Source organism: Enterobacter sp. H2G27, from assembly GCF_054403075.1.
In genome coordinates this window covers 2,143,140-2,160,547 of the sequence record NZ_JBSVSI010000001.1, presented here as the reverse complement: position 1 = coordinate 2,160,547, position 17,408 = coordinate 2,143,140, and the positions used below count along the sequence as shown (strand labels likewise).

15 protein-coding genes are annotated in these 17,408 nt (G+C 55.7%); 9 read left to right on the top strand and 6 right to left on the bottom strand.

The window, feature by feature from the left end:
• Positions 1-1,347 carry an SrfA family protein gene (locus ACW9E7_RS10220; RefSeq protein WP_458727731.1) on the bottom strand — a complete coding sequence of 449 codons (1,347 nt, stop codon included), beginning with the start codon at positions 1,345-1,347 and terminating at the stop codon, positions 1-3.
• Between the two features lie 283 nt (positions 1,348-1,630).
• Between ACW9E7_RS10220 and ACW9E7_RS10215 the strand changes: the two genes are divergently transcribed.
• A complete protein-coding gene (locus tag ACW9E7_RS10215) occupies positions 1,631-3,229 on the top strand; it encodes an ABC transporter substrate-binding protein (protein WP_045908830.1) in 1,599 nt (532 codons plus the stop codon).
• 50 nt (positions 3,230-3,279) lie between these two features.
• Positions 3,280-3,513 (top strand): YdcY family protein, encoded by a 234-nt coding sequence (locus tag ACW9E7_RS10210; RefSeq protein WP_008501298.1) that lies wholly within the window; start codon positions 3,280-3,282, stop codon positions 3,511-3,513.
• 3 nt (positions 3,514-3,516) lie between these two features.
• Here ACW9E7_RS10210 and ACW9E7_RS10205 read toward each other — a convergent pair whose 3' ends face one another.
• Positions 3,517-3,966 carry a DMT family transporter gene (locus ACW9E7_RS10205; protein WP_032656841.1) on the bottom strand — a complete coding sequence of 150 codons (450 nt, stop codon included), beginning with the start codon at positions 3,964-3,966 and terminating at the stop codon, positions 3,517-3,519.
• Positions 3,963-4,481: a GNAT family N-acetyltransferase gene (locus ACW9E7_RS10200; protein WP_127731077.1), complete on the bottom strand. Its 519-nt coding sequence runs from the start codon at positions 4,479-4,481 to the stop codon at positions 3,963-3,965. Before ACW9E7_RS10200 ends, ACW9E7_RS10205 begins: the two co-directional genes overlap by 4 nt.
• 148 nt (positions 4,482-4,629) lie before the next feature.
• On the opposite strand from ACW9E7_RS10200, the gene ACW9E7_RS10195 reads away from it, so the two are divergent.
• The 3 genes from ACW9E7_RS10195 (at position 4,630) to ACW9E7_RS10185 (ending at position 7,235) form a co-directional block, all read left to right on the top strand.
• Positions 4,630-5,205: a helix-turn-helix domain-containing protein gene (locus tag ACW9E7_RS10195; RefSeq protein WP_008501301.1), complete on the top strand. Its 576-nt coding sequence runs from the start codon at positions 4,630-4,632 to the stop codon at positions 5,203-5,205.
• A gap of 65 nt (positions 5,206-5,270) precedes the next feature.
• Positions 5,271-6,311 carry an NADP-dependent oxidoreductase gene (locus ACW9E7_RS10190; RefSeq protein WP_133294520.1) on the top strand — a complete coding sequence of 347 codons (1,041 nt, stop codon included), beginning with the start codon at positions 5,271-5,273 and terminating at the stop codon, positions 6,309-6,311.
• 255 nt (positions 6,312-6,566) lie between these two features.
• A complete protein-coding gene (locus ACW9E7_RS10185; RefSeq protein WP_111963665.1) occupies positions 6,567-7,235 on the top strand; it encodes a GntR family transcriptional regulator in 669 nt (222 codons plus the stop codon).
• Positions 7,236-7,354: 119 nt separating this feature from the next.
• Here ACW9E7_RS10185 and pqqU read toward each other — a convergent pair whose 3' ends face one another.
• Positions 7,355-9,469 (bottom strand): TonB-dependent receptor PqqU, encoded by a 2,115-nt coding sequence (pqqU, locus tag ACW9E7_RS10180; protein WP_458727730.1) that lies wholly within the window; start codon positions 9,467-9,469, stop codon positions 7,355-7,357.
• Positions 9,470-9,710: 241 nt separating this feature from the next.
• On the opposite strand from pqqU, the gene yncE reads away from it, so the two are divergent.
• Positions 9,711-10,772 (top strand): 7-bladed beta-propeller protein YncE, encoded by a 1,062-nt coding sequence (gene yncE / locus ACW9E7_RS10175; protein ID WP_252093048.1) that lies wholly within the window; start codon positions 9,711-9,713, stop codon positions 10,770-10,772.
• Between the two features lie 51 nt (positions 10,773-10,823).
• On the opposite strand, the gene ansP is transcribed toward yncE, so the two are convergent.
• Complete coding sequence (ansP, locus tag ACW9E7_RS10170; protein WP_111963662.1) at positions 10,824-12,320, bottom strand: L-asparagine permease; 1,497 nt, start codon at positions 12,318-12,320, stop codon at positions 10,824-10,826.
• A gap of 435 nt (positions 12,321-12,755) precedes the next feature.
• Positions 12,756-14,291, bottom strand: coding sequence for a methyl-accepting chemotaxis protein (locus ACW9E7_RS10165; protein ID WP_458727729.1), 1,536 nt, complete (start codon positions 14,289-14,291; stop codon positions 12,756-12,758).
• Positions 14,292-14,635: 344 nt separating this feature from the next.
• On the opposite strand from ACW9E7_RS10165, the gene ACW9E7_RS10160 reads away from it, so the two are divergent.
• The 3 genes from ACW9E7_RS10160 to ACW9E7_RS10150 all read left to right on the top strand — a co-directional run bounded on the left by ACW9E7_RS10160 (position 14,636) and on the right by ACW9E7_RS10150 (position 17,405).
• Positions 14,636-15,175 (top strand): AAA family ATPase, encoded by a 540-nt coding sequence (locus tag ACW9E7_RS10160; protein ID WP_115875251.1) that lies wholly within the window; start codon positions 14,636-14,638, stop codon positions 15,173-15,175.
• Between the two features lie 110 nt (positions 15,176-15,285).
• On the top strand, positions 15,286-16,287 hold the full coding sequence (locus ACW9E7_RS10155; protein WP_458727728.1) for an LLM class flavin-dependent oxidoreductase: 1,002 nt from the start codon (positions 15,286-15,288) through the stop codon (positions 16,285-16,287).
• Positions 16,284-17,405, top strand: a complete 1,122-nt coding sequence (locus ACW9E7_RS10150; RefSeq protein WP_136194937.1) for an amidohydrolase — start codon at positions 16,284-16,286, stop codon at positions 17,403-17,405. Before ACW9E7_RS10155 ends, ACW9E7_RS10150 begins: the two co-directional genes overlap by 4 nt.
• Positions 17,406-17,408: the final 3 nt, after the last annotated feature.

Sequence of the window (17,408 nt, the reverse complement as noted above, 5' to 3'; positions counted from 1 at the left end):
TCAGGCACCTGCTTTCTTGAACGTCAGTGGAACGACGGTATTGGCATCATAACGGGCGCGACATTCTGCGATATCGCTGGCGCCTGCTTTACAGGCAACTTCCGGCATCGGGTAGCGGGAACCGTCGGTGCAGCGGGCAGTACCGCGACTTTTAATCATCAGCTCGCCGTTGCTGTGCAGCCCGGAGAAGACCTCCGCGCGGCAGACGACGTTGTCGCCATGGACAACCCGGGCGAAGCCTTTATTGTTCTGGATCTGATAGCGCATTGACGGCGGTTTGCCGGTGACCGGATCTTTCACGTCGAGAACCGCACGCCAGGTACCGTTCAGGAAACGCGTCGATCCCGCTTTCACCTGATTCGCTTCCATCACCATGGCATCTTTCGGGATGGCGACAATCACCACCGGGGCAGGCTGTGGCGCAGGCGCTGGAACAGGCTCTTTTTCTTTGTTTGCCAGCACCTCTGCCTGATGCAGCGGCAGTTTCATCGCCAGCGGCTCAACCGCTTTGATCGGCTTTGGCGCAATCTCGACGGGTTCTGGTGTGGGCACCGGTGCGGGCTCAGCGGAAGGCGACTGTTTTGGCCACAGCAGCGGTGCGGCAATGGCGGCAACGATCGCGACAGCAACCGGCAGCGTCCACAGGGGAACACGACGTTTTTTCGCGACGATCGGCAGAGCAGGTTCCTGAGCGGGTTGCGCAACCGCCGGGGCTGGCTTTGGCTCATACAGCTCTTCCGGCGTGATGCGCACCACCGTGGAAGGGGCGATCAGCGGCTCGTCGGCGTGTTCAAAGGCTACAACCGGTTCTGGCTCAGGCTCGGGCTCAGGATCTTCAATCACAACGGGGGCAGGCTCAGGGACCAGCGATTCTCGCAGGCAGTCGAGAACATCGTCGCGCGCATTTTCGTTCAGGTTTACAAAGCCCCAGAAGCTGATGACAGGCTTTCCGTCCACCAGGAAGAGGAAGTTTTCACCCGGGAACTGAAACGCCTTTGACAGCAGAGAGCCAAAAAGCTGCTGCGCGGTTTTGGGGGACTGGAGGCATTTCTTGCTTAACGACTCGACGCTGGCGAGCGTGTTTTCCAGATAGCGCAGGGCGCGATAGCGGTCATCTTCATCTGCCGCTTTCCAGCTGGTTACGCTCCCTTCAACGGGAGAATACCAGTCCACGCGGTCACCGCTGTCGTTGACCTGAGGGATCGCCAGACAGTCGACGATGGCCTGTTGTTTGCGCAACCGGAGCGCTTCCCGGATTTGTAACGCTGATTCAAAAACGGCTTGTCCGCCGCCGCCAACGGCCTGAAAGTCATCCAGGTTACCGCTGCGTAAAAGAGTTTTTGCCACGATTTGATCCCATATACTTCTTCACACCGTTACTTTAACGAAACCAGGAAGCAACCAAACGGGGGAAGAGACGCTAAAAGGACCGATTTCTTGCGGCATAGAAAGTGACGGTTGTGCTTGACGAATAATGGCACTTAAGGCAAATCATCTTTTTGGGCGCTGGCGGTTAAAACAGCAAAAAACGCGGCTTTAGAATAACCTGATAGTGTTTCGTTATTTGCCAGGTCAAAACGCCTGTGCTGTTATTACTGTCCTATATAATAAAACTGTCAGGGTTATAACCATGTCTACAGGGAAAACACTGCTCGCCCTTGCGCTGAGCGCGCTGTTACCAGCCGGTGCCGCATGGGCGGCAAACAACGACACCCTTATTTACTGTTCTGAAGCGTCCCCCGAGTCCTTCAACCCGCAAATCGCCAGCTCTGGCCCGTCTTTTGTGGCGAGTTCTCAGGTACTGTACAACCGCCTGATCAATTTCGACCCGGTGAAAAACACCCCGGTGCCGTCGCTGGCAGAGTCCTGGACGATCTCGCCGGACGGCAAGACTTATACCTTTGCCCTGCGCAAAGGGGTGAAGTTCAACAGCAATAAATACTTCAAACCGACGCGCGACTTTAACGCCGATGACGTTATTTTCTCGGTCATGCGTCAGAAAGACCCTAAACACCCGTACCACAACGTGTCGCAGGGCAACTACGAATACTTTAACGATGTGGGTCTCGATAAGCTGATCCAGGACGTTAAAAAGGTCGACGATTATCACGTTCAGTTCACCCTCAGCGAACCCAACGCCGCGTTTCTGGCCGACTGGGGGATGGATTTCGCCTCCATTCTCTCCGCCGAATACGCCGACGCGATGCTGAAAAAAGGCACGCCTGAGAACGTGGACACCTGGCCGATTGGTACCGGGCCTTACGTGCTGCAGCAGTACAAAGTGGATTCGCTGATCCGCTACGTCGCAAACCCGAACTACTGGGAAGGCGAAGTGCCGACGAAGCATCTCATCTTCTCCATTACGCCAAACGTGGAAACCCGCCTGGCGAAGCTGCAGACCAACGAGTGCCAGATTATTCCTGCGCCATCCCCGGTTCAGTTTGACGCCATTAAGAACAACAAAGACCTGACGCTGCACTCGGTCGATGCGCTGAACGTCGGCTATCTGGCGTTCAACACAGAGAAAAAACCGTTCGATAACGTGCTGGTGCGTCAGGCGCTTAACTACGCGACCGACAAGAAGGCCATCGTTAATGCGGTCTTTATGGGATCGGGCACGGTGGCAAAATCGCCGATCCCGCCAAATATGCTGGGCTTCAATAAAGACCTGAAGGACTACAGCTACGATCCTGAAAAAGCGAAAGCACTGCTGAAGCAGGCGGGTCTGGAGAAGGGCGCTGAAGTCACGCTGTGGTCAATGCCGGTTCAGCGTCCGTATAACCCGAACTCGCGTCGTATCGCGGAGATGATCCAGAGCGACTGGGCGAAAGTCGGCGTTAAAGCCAAAATTGTCTCCTACGAGTGGGGCGAATATCTCTCCGGAATGCGTAAAGGCGAACATGACTCCGCGCTGTTTGGCTGGATGTCCGATAACGGCGACCCGGACAACTTTGCCGACGTGCTGCTGGGCTGCAACAGCATTAAAACCGGCTCAAACGCCGCGCGCTGGTGCGATAAGGGGTATGATGCGCTGGTGCAAAAAGCGAAGCTGACCAGCAGCCCGGCCGAGCGCGCGAAACTCTACGGCCAGGCGCAGGAGATCTTCTACCAGCAGGCGCCGTGGATCGCACTGGCAAACGGGAAAACGTTCTACGCGACCCGCAGCAACGTGACCGGATACAGCGTGAGCCTGATGGGCAGCGATTTCTCTAAGGCAAAGCTGAACTGATCGTTTGCCCGGTGGCGCTGCGCTTACCGGGCACATAACAAGGAGTGACAATGTCACATTTAAATGAAGTTATCGCCCGCGTCGATGCCGCCATCGAAGAGAGCGTGATTACCCACATGAACGAGCTGCTGATCGAATTAAGCGATGATGCTGAGCTCAGTCGTGAAGATCGCTATACCCAGCAGCAGCGTCTGCGCACCGCGATTTCGCACCACGGTAAGCAGCATAAAGAGGAGATGGACGCACGTGAGGAACAGCTGACGAAAGGCGGCACCATACTGTAACGTTCAAAACTGGCGTCGCGCCACCAGCCAGGCTCCGACCACCAGCATCACCGCACCGCACACCGGGCCAATCAGGGCGCGCAGCGGAATGCCATTGCTCCTCAGCACGTCCATCACCAGCCCGCCAATCAGCTGGCTTGCTACCAGCACGGCGATGGTCGTCGCCGCGCCAACGTTCTGATATCCGCTGATGCTGGCAAACACGAAAAACGACCCCAGCAGCCCCGGGATAAGCGTCCACCAGCGAACCGTTGCGGCCAGCTCGCTGAACCCGGCGACGCCCTGTTTCAGCAGCAGAATGCTGACAAACAGCACAATGCCGACCAGGGAGTTCAGCAGCATCGCGATGAGAATGGTGGAGGAGGACTGGGTGATACGCACCATCAAGGTGTTTTGCACCACCAGACCAATTCCCGCCGCCACCAGAAACGCCAGCGTCAGCGACTGATTCATGGGATTGCGTCCGGTTCGCTGCGCTCGTCCAGCTGCAGCTGCATAAAGGTTAAGTCCAGCCAGCGGCCAAACTTGGTTCCCACCTGCGGCATCTGCCCCGTGGTGACAAAACCAAGCGTTTCGTGGAGGTGAATCGAGGCATGGTTTTGCGCTTCAATCCCGGCCACCATCACGTGTTTACCGATGGCGCGGGCCTCGTTTATCAGCGCGATCATCAGCGTGCGGCCAATGCCTTTTCCCTGATGTTCCGGGTGGACGTAGACCGAGTGCTCAACCGTATGACGAAAACCGTCGAAGGCGCGCCAGTCGCCGAAAGAGGCGTAGCCGGTAATCACGCCGTCCTCTTCGCTTACCAGAACCGGGTAACCCGCGAGAGTGCGTGCCTCAAACCAGGCGATTCGGTTATCGGTATCGACGGTTTTATCGTTCCAGATCGCGGCAGTATGCAGCACCGCGTGGTTGTAAATCTCTCCTATCGCAGCGCAGTCTTCTTTGCAGGCATGACGAACGATCATGATTAAACCTCTGTGTGTTGTTCACTATAGTATTACGTTGTGGCTACGATATTACACAATCGTATAGCTCGAACGCTACGGCATAAGCCATATTTTTTTGTTATCAAAAGCCCATTGAAATGCTCTTCATTCACTATAGTATGACGTCATGAACACCATAACAGACACGATGAATCAACGGATTAGCGCAAGAATTCGCCTGGAGCGTGAGTCTCGCGGATGGTCCCTGAGCGAGCTGGCCGACCGGGCAGGCGTCTCCCGCGCCATGATCCACAAGATTGAACGCGGGGACAGTAGCCCGACGGCCACCTTGCTTGCCCGCCTGTCAGGCGCGTTTGGCATCAGCATGTCCACGCTGATTGCCCGGGCCGAGATGCAGGAGGGCAAGCTGCTGCGCCTTGCAAACCAGCCCGTCTGGCGCGATCCGCAGACGCACTACCTGCGCCGTCATGTTTCTCCCCGCACCGATCTGCCCATCGACCTTGTTCAGGTTGAACTGCCTGCGGGCAGCGATGTTCCGATGCCTGCCTCTTCTTACGCGCTGGCGCGTCAGCTTATCTGGCTGCAGTCCGGTGAGCTGGTGTTTCAGGAGGGCGACACTCGCCACGAAATGCACGCCGGCGACTGTCTCGAACTGGGGCCGCCAAATGACTGCCGGTTCATCAACGAAACGAATGAAACCTGCATCTATCTGGTTGTACGGCTTAACCAGTCCGGCTCGTAATGCTAATGCGATAACGCCGATCGTGAGCCAGGCTGTAATAACATTTGTACCAGAAGGAGATCCTGATGAATCAATCTGTTTCGCAAAATCGCCGCTGGGTGCTGGCCTCTCGTCCTCAGGGCGCGCCGGTGGCGGAAAATTTTCGTCTGGAAACGCAGCCTGTTCCAGCCCCTGTTGAGGGGCAGCTTTTGCTTCGTACCGTCTGGCTGTCGCTGGACCCGTACATGCGGGGGCGCATGAGCGATGCGCCATCCTATTCACCGCCGGTTGAGCTGGGTGCGGTGATGGTGGGGGGAACGGTCAGCCGGGTTGAGCAGTCAAATCATCCCGATTTCAAACCGGGTGAATGGGTGCTGGGCTACAGCGGCTGGCAGGAGTATGACCTCTCGGACGGCAGCGGCCTTGTGAAGCTGGGCGAAAATCCGTCTCATCCTTCCTGGTCGCTGGGGATACTGGGTATGCCGGGCTTTACCGCCTATATGGGGCTGCTGGATATCGGGCAACCGAAAGCCGGTGAAACGCTGGTGGTGGCTGCGGCAACCGGTCCGGTTGGCGCGACCGTCGGGCAGATCGGCAAAATCAAGGGTTGTCGGGTGGTTGGTGTGGCCGGTGGCGCAGAGAAATGCCGCCATGCCGTTGAGGTTCTCGGGTTTGACCTGTGTCTGGATCATCACGCGGCCGATTTTGCCGACCAGCTGAAGCACGCCTGCCCGAAAGGAATTGATGTCTATTATGAAAACGTTGGCGGAAAAGTATTTGACGCCGTGCTGCCGTTACTCAATACCTCCGCGCGCGTGCCGGTATGCGGTCTGGTAAGCGGCTACAATGCGACGGGATTGCCCGAGGGGCCGGATCGCCTGCCGCTCCTGATGGCGACCATCCTGAAGAAACGCATTCGTATGCAGGGCTTTATCATCGGACAGGATTACGGGCACCGCATTAAGGAGTTCCAGGAAGAGATGGGGCGCTGGGTGCAGGAGGGGAAAATCCACTATCGCGAACAGGTAACGGACGGGCTGGAGAACGCCCCCGAGGCGCTGATTGGCCTGCTGGAAGGACGAAACTTCGGCAAAGTCGTGATTCGCGTCGCGAGTGACAATAAATAAACAGCAATATGGCGGGGTTTCCCGCCATATTTATTTGTGAAGATACGATATATTGTCTTTAATTACTGGACATAGCTTTTCGCGCCATCATCCCGGATGAGCCCGAAAACGATAAAAAAACAAAATTTGCTTTTTTTGCTGTTTTTACATACTTCCCACCACCAGGCATGACGATACAGGATATATCGGACCAGCGCCGTTTTATTAAAACTGGCGTTTAAAAATAGCATTAAGTTTTAGCTACAGGAATTCCACATGCTTGATTTGGATCACTTAGAAAAAGCCCAAAGGGTCAGTCTTACTATGCAAGTTGAACTCAGTTTGAAAGGAGCGTTAATTACAGGCTCACTCAAACCTGGGGCGCGACTGATTACGAAAGAGATTGCCGATAAATTAGGAACCAGTATTACCCCTGTTCGCGAGGCGCTTTTGCGCCTGGTGTCATCAGGGGCATTACACGCTACGCCCGCGCAGGCATTTCTGGTTCCGGAGGTTACGCTGGAGCGCTATAACGAGATTAACGCCATAAGAAAACAGCTTGAGCCAATGGCGGTTGCCGCAGCCTGTCGGAATATGTCTGATAGCAAACTGGAGGCGTTGCGCAAATTGTCGGAGGCCTTCCATGAGGCCATGCGCAACGGGAACGTCCAGCAGGCGTTGCATGCGAATCGCGTCTTCCGGTTTACGCTGTATCAGTATGCGGAAATGCCTACGCTTAATGCATTAATTGAGCAGCTCTGGGTGCGCATCGGGCCCTGTATGAACTATCTGCATCAGGAGCTTAACGATATCAAAGCCTCGACATATCACTATGACGAACTCCTTTCCGCCCTTGAGAGAAGAGATGTTGTTGCCTGCCAGAAGGCGATTGATAAGGTGATTGATGAAGCGAATTTGCTTTTACAGCGACAATATTTTAACTAAGAGATTATTTAGCAGGGCGACTATATTTCGCACCTAATTATTTATCCGGTGAATAACTCCTGATGGTTTATTGCCATCAGGAGCGTTATTTCATTAATCAAATAAACTTTTCTTTTAGCTTACTCGAAGCGATAAGAGACCGACAGCCCGACCCCGTAGTTACGGCCAGGTGCAGGCTCGTAATAACGACCGTTAGACTCGTTGACAATAACCGAGCCCGCGTACTCTTTATCGAACAGGTTATCGACGCGGCCAAAGACGTCCATGCCCCAGCTGCCGTAGTTGAATTTGTACCCTGTGTTCAGCCCGACCACCGTATACGACGGCGCTTTCGCCGTATTCTCGTCGTCGGCCATGATATCGCTCATGTAACGCACGTCCGTGCCCGCGTACCAGCCTTCCTCCGGCTGCCAGCCAAACGAGGCGAACCCCATATTGCGGGCAATACCCGGCATCCGGTTACCGTTACAGTCTGCGTCGCTGCAGACGTTAGTCCGGTAGGTGGCATCCAGATACGTCCACGCCATCTTCAGCTTCCAGTTCTCAGCAAACTGCTGATCGAGGGAAACTTCCACACCCTGACGACGAGTTTTCCCGGCATTTTTATAGCTGGTACGCCCGCCAGAGCTTGCATCCACCACGATCTCATCATCCGTATCGGTGCGGAACAGCGCTGCGGTCAGCAGGCCATTGCCGATGCGGGTTTTGCTGCCCACTTCATACGTGTTGTTGGTGGACGGCTGCAGCCCAATGTTGAGGCCTCCCTGGTTATCGGCGCGATAGGAGAGTTCGTTGATAGTTGGCGTTTCGAATCCACGCCCTGCGGCAGCGTAGAGGTTCCATGCGTCCGTCACCGCATACTTCACGGAACCGGCCGGAAGCCATTTGTGATAGCTCGCGTCACCGCTGTCATCGCCGTTGCCCGGCGTAACGTAATGATCGTTGGAATCAAACCAGACCGAACTGTAGCGCACCCCCGCATCAACAGAGAGTTTCTGCGTCAGCTGCCAGCTCGTTTGCAGGTAAGGGTCAACGTTCCACATCAGGTTGCGTTCGTCGCGACGTTTATCGCCTTTGACCCCGTAGTCCGGCACGCCGTTGCTCATCGCGAAGTTCTCGTATCCGCGACGATCTTCACTCAGGTTTTCGTAGTTCAGACCGGTGGTAAAAGTCACCGGTACCAGCAGCTCGCCGCGGTGCGTCCAGCGGGTATCCACGCCCTGATAGTGGCGCTGCATATCAATCACCCCGCCGGAATGGGAGGCTTTTAGCTGCGGCTGATACGGAATCGACTGGTACTGCGTCATTTCACGCTCACCGGCGTACATCATCACGCTCAGGTCGTCCTGAGCGCTGAGCTGACGATCGTAGCGCAGACCGGCCTGGGTCTGCTTGATGGTCTTGCGGGTGTTGTACTGGTCGCCGCGCGGAGACTGACGCGGATTGTTCTGCCACTCCTGATAGCTCAGCCCGCCCGGATCGTTGGCCTTCATGTCCACGCTGTTGAAAATCAGCGTCAGCTTGCTGACGTCGTCAATGCGCACGCCCAGTTTGGCGTTAGCGAGGTTTTTCCGCGCGCCGCTGTGGTCGCGGTAGCCTTTGGTGGTGAAACGGGTGGTGGAAACGGTGTAATCCACATCGCCCGCGTGGGTGCCATCACCCATCGCGCCGGTGGCTTTCATGCCGTAGCGCCAGGTACCGTAGCTGCCGTAATAGCTGCTGGCTTCAATGGTCGTCGGCTGCTTACCGGTCTGGGTGTTGATGTTAATCACGCCGCCGGAGGCGTTGCCGTACAGGGCTGAGAAGGGGCCGCGCAGCACTTCAACGCTCTCCACGCTGGAAAGATCGATGTTGGAGGTCTGGCCCTGACCGTCCGGCATGGTGGCAGGGATACCGTCGACATACATACGGATACCGCGCACGCCAAACGTTGAGCGGGCACCAAATCCGCGCATCGAAAGCTGGAGATCCTGGGCGTAGTTTTGACGGTTCTGAATTTGCAGCCCGGGTACGCTGCCAAGGGATTCAGACAGGTTAATGCGGGGCGCGGCCTGGCGCAGATCGTCGCCATTGACGACGCTGACCGCGGCCGGTGTATCGAGTTCCGATACGGTTTGCGGCGTGGCGCTGACGATCATGGTTTGTTCTTCCGCGCTCATTGCGGTGAGCGGCGCAAAAATAACAGGAACCAGCAGCAGCGGGAGAGAAGCCTTACGGGCAGAAATGATTTTCATGAATAAAACCGGTTGTGGTATGTAAACGAACCAAATGGAACATGTCCATATATGTTAAAGGTTTTGTAAAAGTTTTGAAAACTATAACCGCACATTGCGTTAATGGAAGGCGAAGCGGGAAAGAAAAACTCCACATTTAACACATTAATGATTACTATTCTCATTATCAAAAGGCAATGCCATGACGTTGTCTGCCGGAAGTGATGTCAGCCCAACCCCACTTTTCAGAAAAGGAATTGTTATGTCTTTACGTCATCTGTGCTCACCGCGTCTGAGCCTGTCACTGCTGTCTGCCACTTTACTGCTTGCCGGGACGTTCCAGGTGCATGCCGCCGAAGAGGTGCTGCGTAAAGCGGTGGGCAAAGGGGCGTATGAAATGGCGGTCAGCCAGCAGGAGAATGCGCTGTGGGTGGCGACCTCGCAAAGCCGTAAAACCGATAAGGGCGGAGTTGTCTACCGTCTTGATCCGGTCACGCTGGACGTGACGCAGGCGATCCATAGCGATCTCAAGCCCTTTGGTGCCACCATTGACAATGCGACCCAAACGCTGTGGTTCGGCAATACGATCAACGGCGCGGTAACCGCGATTGATGCTAAAACGGGTGACGTAAAAGGGCGGCTGGTGCTGGACGGGCGTCAACGCAGCGAAACCGTCAAACCGCTGCAGCCGCGCCAGCTGGTGGCGGACGACGCGAGCAACACCATTTACATCACCGGTGTCGGTAAAGAGAGCGTGATTTGGGTGGTGGATGGCGCCACGCTGAAGCTAAAAGAGACCATTGCCAGGACCGGTACTTACAGCACCGGCCTTGCGCTGGATGCGCAGGCTAAACGTCTTTACACCACGAATGCGGACGGCGAGCTGTTAACCATTGATACGGCCACGAACAAAATCCTGAGCCGTAAAAAAGTGCAGGATGACGGGAAAGAGCACTTCTACCTGAACCTGAGCCTCGACACAGCCGGTCAGCGTGCGTTCCTGACTGATTCAAAGCAGCCGGAAGTGCTGGTGGTGAGCCTGAAAGACGGCAGCGTGATCGCGAAAATAGCCGCGCCGGAATCCCTGGCGGTCCTGTTTAACCCGGCCCGCAATGAAGCCTATGTGACGCACCGTGAAGCCGGCAAGGTGAGCGTGATAGATGCGAAAACGTATAAGGTGACTAAAACGTTCGACACGCCGGTCTACCCGAACAGCCTGGCGCTCTCTGCGGATGGCAAAACCCTGTACGTGACGGTGAAGCAAAAATCCACCCGCCAGCAGGAAGCCACCCAGCCTGACGATGTCATTCGTATCGCGCTGTAAGATAAAAAAAGGGAAGGCATTTGCCTTCCCTTTTTAATGCTTACCGGATGCTTAACGCGAGGTTTCTTCCACCAGCGGCGCGTCGTGTTTTTCATCATCAGGATGAACCGGCGCGGTGCTGTGAATTTCATGAACGCGTTTACGCACGCCGAACCAGCCCGCAATAAGCAGCACGGCCAGCAGCGGAATGGTCGCGATGGTGTAGGTGCCGTTCGGGTAGTCGAACGCCATCAGCACCAGCACGCTGAACAGGAAGAGCAGGGTGAGCCAGGAGGTCACCGGCGCGCCAGGCAGCTTAAAGCTGACGTCAGCGGCTTTGCCTTCTTTAATCGCTTTACGCAGACGCATCTGGCAGACCACGATAAAGCCCCAGGACGCGATAATCCCGAGTGCCGCCACGTTCAGAACGATTTCGAATACCTGAGACGGCACCAGATAGTTCAGGAACACGCCGAAGACATAGACAACCAGCGTAGCCAGAATACCGGCGTACGGCACGTGCTGCTTGCTCATCTTCGACATGAATTTCGGCGCAGAACCGCCCATGGACATGGAGCGCAGGATACGGCCGGTAGAGTAAAGACCGGAGTTCAGGCTGGAGAGCGCTGCGGTCAGGACCACGATGTTCATGATGCTGCCAACGTAAGGCACGCCCAGCTTAGAGAAGAAGGTCACGAACGGACTCTGACCGGCCTGATAGGCAGTCCACGGGAGCAGCAGAACCAGCAGCACCACGGAACCGACGTAGAACAGACCGATACGCCAGATCACGCTATTAATGGCTTTTGGCACCATGGTCTGCGGGTCTTTACATTCCCCTGCTGCGGTGCCCACCAGCTCGATGGAGGCGAAGGCGAACACGACGCCCTGAACCAGCACCAGCGCAGGCAGCAGACCGTGCGGGAAGAATCCACCGTTATCGGTTATCAGGTGGAAGCCGGTGGCATTGCCGTCCAGCGGCTTACCGCTGCCGAGGAAGACGGTACCCACGACCAGGAACACCACGATGGCCAGTACTTTTACCAGCGCAAACCAGAACTCCATCTCCGCGAACCACTTCACGCCGATCATGTTCATGGTGCCGACAATCGCCAGCGCGCCAAGCGCAAAGACCCACTGTGGCACATCGCCAAACGCGCCCCAGTAGTGCATATACAGCGCTACGGCGGTGATATCGACGATACCGGTCATTGCCCAGTTGACGAAGTACATCCAGCCCGCAACGTAAGCGGCTTTTTCACCGAGGAATTCACGGGCATAAGAGACGAAGCTGCCGCTGGAAGGGCGATGCAGTACCAGTTCGCCCAGCGCGCGTAGAATGAAGAAAGAGAAGATCCCGCACACCAGATAGACCAGGGCGAGAGCCGGGCCAGCCATCTGCAGGCGTGCACCAGCACCTAAAAACAGACCCGTTCCGATAGCGCCGCCGATGGCGATCATTTGAACCTGACGGTTGCCCATCGCTTTGTGGTAGCCCTCTTCGTGGGAGTTCAACCAGCGACGTTTAGCAGCGTGATGATCGGCTGCGCTTTTATTGCTTGTTTTCATTGAGTTACCTGTTTGCCTGTCTGAACCATTATCGTGATAGTCCTGCCTGGCAGAGAGCAATACAAACGATTGCTTCTGCGCAAACACATGTCGCCTTCCCAGTCATTCTGCGTATGGATAAGGCGAAACATGGCGAGGCATCCTACCTGCAATTCATAAGCGACGCAAAATATAACCGTGCCGAAAGTGATGCACGTCGAAGGAAATCGTGTGGTCAGAGCAGACGGGGATCACAACACGCTGAATCGTGATGAGTTTTTAGTCAAAACAATCGCGAGGTTGATTATTTAATCATCAGAATATCTTAATTATTACCAGATGGTATAAATTGGGGTTACCTCAGAGCACCCGCCGTTAACATGAAACGGTAACAGGCGGGTGACGGGTCTTCGATAACGCACAAAAATAATCTCAGGCTTCACAGACCCCGAACGGCTAACCGCCAAAAACGGCAATCGCCTGCTTAAGGCGCGTCGTGCGCTCCGTCAGGTGATTCGCGGCGTGAGTGACGTTATCCACCATCCCCGTATTGTTGTGGGTCATTGCACCGATGCGGGAGATGGATGCGTTGATGAGCGTCAGCGCCTGGGTTTGCTCCTGCGTGGCGTGGCCGATCTCCTTAATCAGGGAGGAGACACGCAGCACGTTGTCGATCATAACCGTCAGCTGCGTTTCGGTCTGTTCCACTTTCTCCACGCCAGCGTTGACGCTGGCGACGTTTTTCTCGATCAGCGCTTTGATCTCTTTTGCCGCCGTCGCGGAGTGCTGCGCAAGATTACGCACTTCAGCCGCCACCACGGCAAAACCGCGCCCGGCTTCACCCGCACGCGCCGCTTCAACGGCAGCGTTCAGCGCAAGAATGTTAGTCTGGAAGGCAATGCGATCGATAACGCTGATAATATCAACGATCTGGCTGTTATCCTGCGACACGGACTGCATCATACCGATGGTCACTTTCATCATCGCTTCACCGCGGTGTGCGCTGTCGCTGGTGCGATCGGCCATCTGGATCGCCTCGTTCGCGGTTTCAGCCGTCTGCTTCACCGCGCTGGCAATCTCTTCTACTGCCGACGCGGTTTGCTGCAGAAAGTCTGCTGTTTCTTCAGAGCGCGTCTGTAGCGCCGCACCTTCTTTGGCAACCTGCTGGCTGATGGTGCTAATTCCGCTGATTTGCGCCCCGACATCGTCAACCAGCGAATTCAGGTTCAAACCTGATTGATTCACCAGGCGCATCATCAGCCCGATGTCATCGATCCTGTCAAAATGGTAATAGTCCGTTTTACGTCCTGAAACCACGCGCTGCATCTGTTGCACAATGGATTTTAACGGACTGGCGATCTGCGCATGAAGATAATAACCCAGGGAAGTAAACAGCAGCACCAGACTTGCCGATTGCACAAATTTATCAGGAAATAAATACACGGCCAGACAGGAGAGTAACGCCGTCGTCGCAATACCAAGATGGATTCGTTTACGGGTGCTGAGACATTTAAAGAGCGAGATAAATGAAAATAAACCGCGTCGAACCAGCAATCCTTTATAAAAACGGTAATGTTTTAATTCGTTATTACGCACTTTTGTATAGAGTTTTTCACTGGCCGCAATCTCCTCGCGTGTGGGTTTATTTCGCACGGAAATATAGCCCGTCAGGGAGCCGCCCTGCCAGACCGGCGTCACGTTTGCTCGCACCCAGTAGTGATCGCCATTATGACGACGATTCTTCACCAGCCCGGTCCAGGTCTCACCTTGCTGCAGGGTAAACCACATGTCGCCAAACGCTTCGGCAGGCATGTCGGGATGGCGGATGAGGTTATGCGGCTCGCCCAAAAGATGCTCTTCTTTATATCCGCTGGCTTCAATAAAAGCGGAATTAGCGTAGGTAATATGACTTTTTGTATCGGTGGTCGACATTAACGTCGAACCATCGTTAAATAAATACTCGTTTTGTGTAACGGGAGTGTTACGCCTCATGAGTAACTCCATGATGATGTGCAAGAATAAAAAACATCCGGAAAACGCTCCGGCAAGATGAGTGTGATTATTTTTTATAACTGTCTTGTACTTATTCTCTCTGAAATTCTGACTGCCCGAAATACCCATCGTTCATTATTTTTAATCTGTTAATGTTGTCGAATGTAATAAAAATGAAAATATTCACAGGGGCATTTTTGGATGGCGATGCAAATAAATGACATAAGCCAAATTGAAAGGGGGAGATCGCCCCTCTGGTAAAACTGCAAAGCTGAAATAGCATTTCGTTAACAGGATGAAAACGCTATCATTTGGTCAGTTTTCGTTAACACAGTGAGGCTGAGGTGAAAATTAACGTCATCGGAACCAGCGGGAGCGGAAAAAGCACGCTGGCGAAGCAGATTGCGACCGCGCTGTCTATTCCCTGTATCGAGATGGACAGACTCTACTGGCAGGCTGACTGGCAGGGCACGCCGGACGATGAGTTTCAGGAAAAGCTGGAGCAGGCGCTACAGGCTTCTCCAGACTGGGTGCTCGACGGAAACTACAACCGTACGCGACCGGTGAAATGGCGCAATGTAGACGTGGTGGTTTGGGTGGATTATGGGTTTGCCCGCACCCTCAGGCAGGCGGTCACCCGAGCAATAAAACGGGCCTGGCATAAACACGAGCTTTGGCCCGGAACGGGAAATAAAGAGAGTTTCCGGCGCGCGTTCTTCAGCAGAGAATCCATTATCATCTGGACGATTAAAACCTGGCGTAATAACCGCACGCGCTATGAAGCCGATCTGCAAAACCCGCAATACAGCCATATTCGCTTCGTCCGCATTACCCGTCGGGAGCAGGTGGAAACGCTGATCGCCTCCTTAAAGTCTTATTCTTAGCATGGTTTTATATATCTGATTTCCGGCAAACTAAATGTAAATTAATTGTTTCTCAGTGGTGAAATGCGCCTTTAATAATGTCGACATGTTAAGTCAAACGAGAACGCAACATGTCATGGCAAATCAGCATTCTGGATAAAAGCCCCATCGCTGAAAACGAAACGGCTGCCGATGCGCTGGCGCGTAGCCTGGCGCTGGCGCAGCAGGCAGAAAATCTGGGCTATCACCGCTTCTGGATTGCCGAACACCACAACACCCCACAGCTTGCCAGCCCTTCGCCGGAGCTGCTGATTGCCTGGATCCTCGGACAGACCACGCGCATTCGCGTTGGCTCTGGCGGCGTGATGCTACAGCACTACAGCCCTTATAAAGTCGCCGAGAATTTCAACGTGCTGGCCGCGCTGGCGCCCGGCCGTGTGGATCTCGGCGTCGGGAAAGCCCCCGGCGGATTACCGCTCTCAACCCGCGCGCTGCAGCAGGGCCTGAATCAACAGGAAAAGGGCAGCTTTGCAGAACAGCTGGCCCAGCTCGATCGCTGGATCCGTCCTGAGCATCAGTCAAATGAAGAGGCCGTCCGCGCCACGCCGCTGCCGCCGTCGCCTGCTGAGGGTTTCCTGCTGGGCGCGAGTATCGATAGCGCGCTGCTGGCCGCCGGGCTCGACTGGAACTTTGTGTTTGCCGCGCACCTGAACGGCGATCCGGACCTGCTGCGCGAGGTGGTATCGACCTGGCGTAAGCACAGCGCGCGGGACGTGATTGTGGCGGTACAGGCGATCGTCGCGCCGACGCAGGCCGAAGCAGACGCGCTGGCGCAGAAGGTCGAAGTGTGGGGCGTTGAGCTTGCAAACGGACAGCGTGTCACCGTGGCCAGCGAAGAGCAGGCCTACGCGTTTGCGCGGCAGGCGGGCAGCGAGCCGGTGCGCATCGCACGTCGCGCGCAGTCGCTGCTGGCGGGCACCGCTGATTCGGTTCTGGAACAGCTCAACGCGCTGCATCAGCAGTGGGGCATTGACGAATTTATCATCGACACGCCGGTGGCGGAGGGAGCAACGCGCGTCGCGTCGCTGCGTCTGCTGGCCGAGGCGCGTCTTAACAAGGAGGTCACCGTATGAGCTTTGGCGAACAGCTGATTGCCTGGCGTCGCGAACTGCACCAGAACCCGGAGCTGTCCGGCCAGGAAGTGGAGACCACAACGCGCCTGCGCCAGTGGCTGACGAATGCCGGGATTACCCTGCAGCCTTACGACCTGTCGACCGGGCTGGTGGCGGAAATCGGCTCGGGCAGCAAACTGATTGCGCTACGGGCGGATATTGATGCCCTGCCGATTGAAGAGCGCAGCGGCGTGCCGTTCAGCTCGCAGCGTGCAGGCGTAATGCACGCCTGCGGACACGATATCCACACCAGCGTGATCCTCGGCGCCGCGTTAAAGCTGAAAGAGCGAGAAGCCTCGCTAAACGGCCGGGTGCGGATCCTGTTTCAGCCTGCCGAAGAGAATTTTGGCGGTGCGAAGAGCATGGTGCGCGCCGGTGCCCTGCGCGATGTCAGCGCGATTTTCGGCATGCACAACGAGCCCGGCCTGCCGGTCGGTGAGTTCGCCACCCGCGGCGGGCCGTTCTATGCCAACGTCGACCGCTTTGTGATCCGCATTACCGGTAAAGGCGCGCACGCCGCGCGTCCTCACGAAGGCAACGACGCCATTGTGCTGGCAAGCCAGCTGGTGACGGCGCTGCAAAGCGTCGCCAGCCGCAACGTCAACACGCTGGATTCGGTGGTGCTGAGCGTGACCCGCATCGCGGGCGGTAACACCTGGAACGTGCTGCCGGAAAGCGTCGAGCTGGAAGGCACGCTGCGCACCCATCGCACGGAAGTGCAGCAGAATGTGAAAGCCCGCGTGGGTGAAATCGCCGCCGGGTTTGCCAGCGCCTTTAGCGCGCAGATTGATATCACCTGGTATGCCGGGCCCACCGCGCTGGTGAACGATGAGCGCTGGGCCGATTTTGCCACCTCGGTCGCGCGTGACGCCGGATATGAAACCCGGCACGCGGAACTGCATATGGGCGGGGAAGATTTTGCGGTCTATTTGCAGTCAGTTCCCGGCGCGTTTGTCAGCATTGGCAGCAACAGCCCGTTTGGTTTACATCACCCGGCCTTCAACCCTGATGAAGCACTGATTGAGCCCGCTGCCCGCTATTTTGCACAGCTTGCGGAAAAAGCCCTGCAACATGTTTAATTC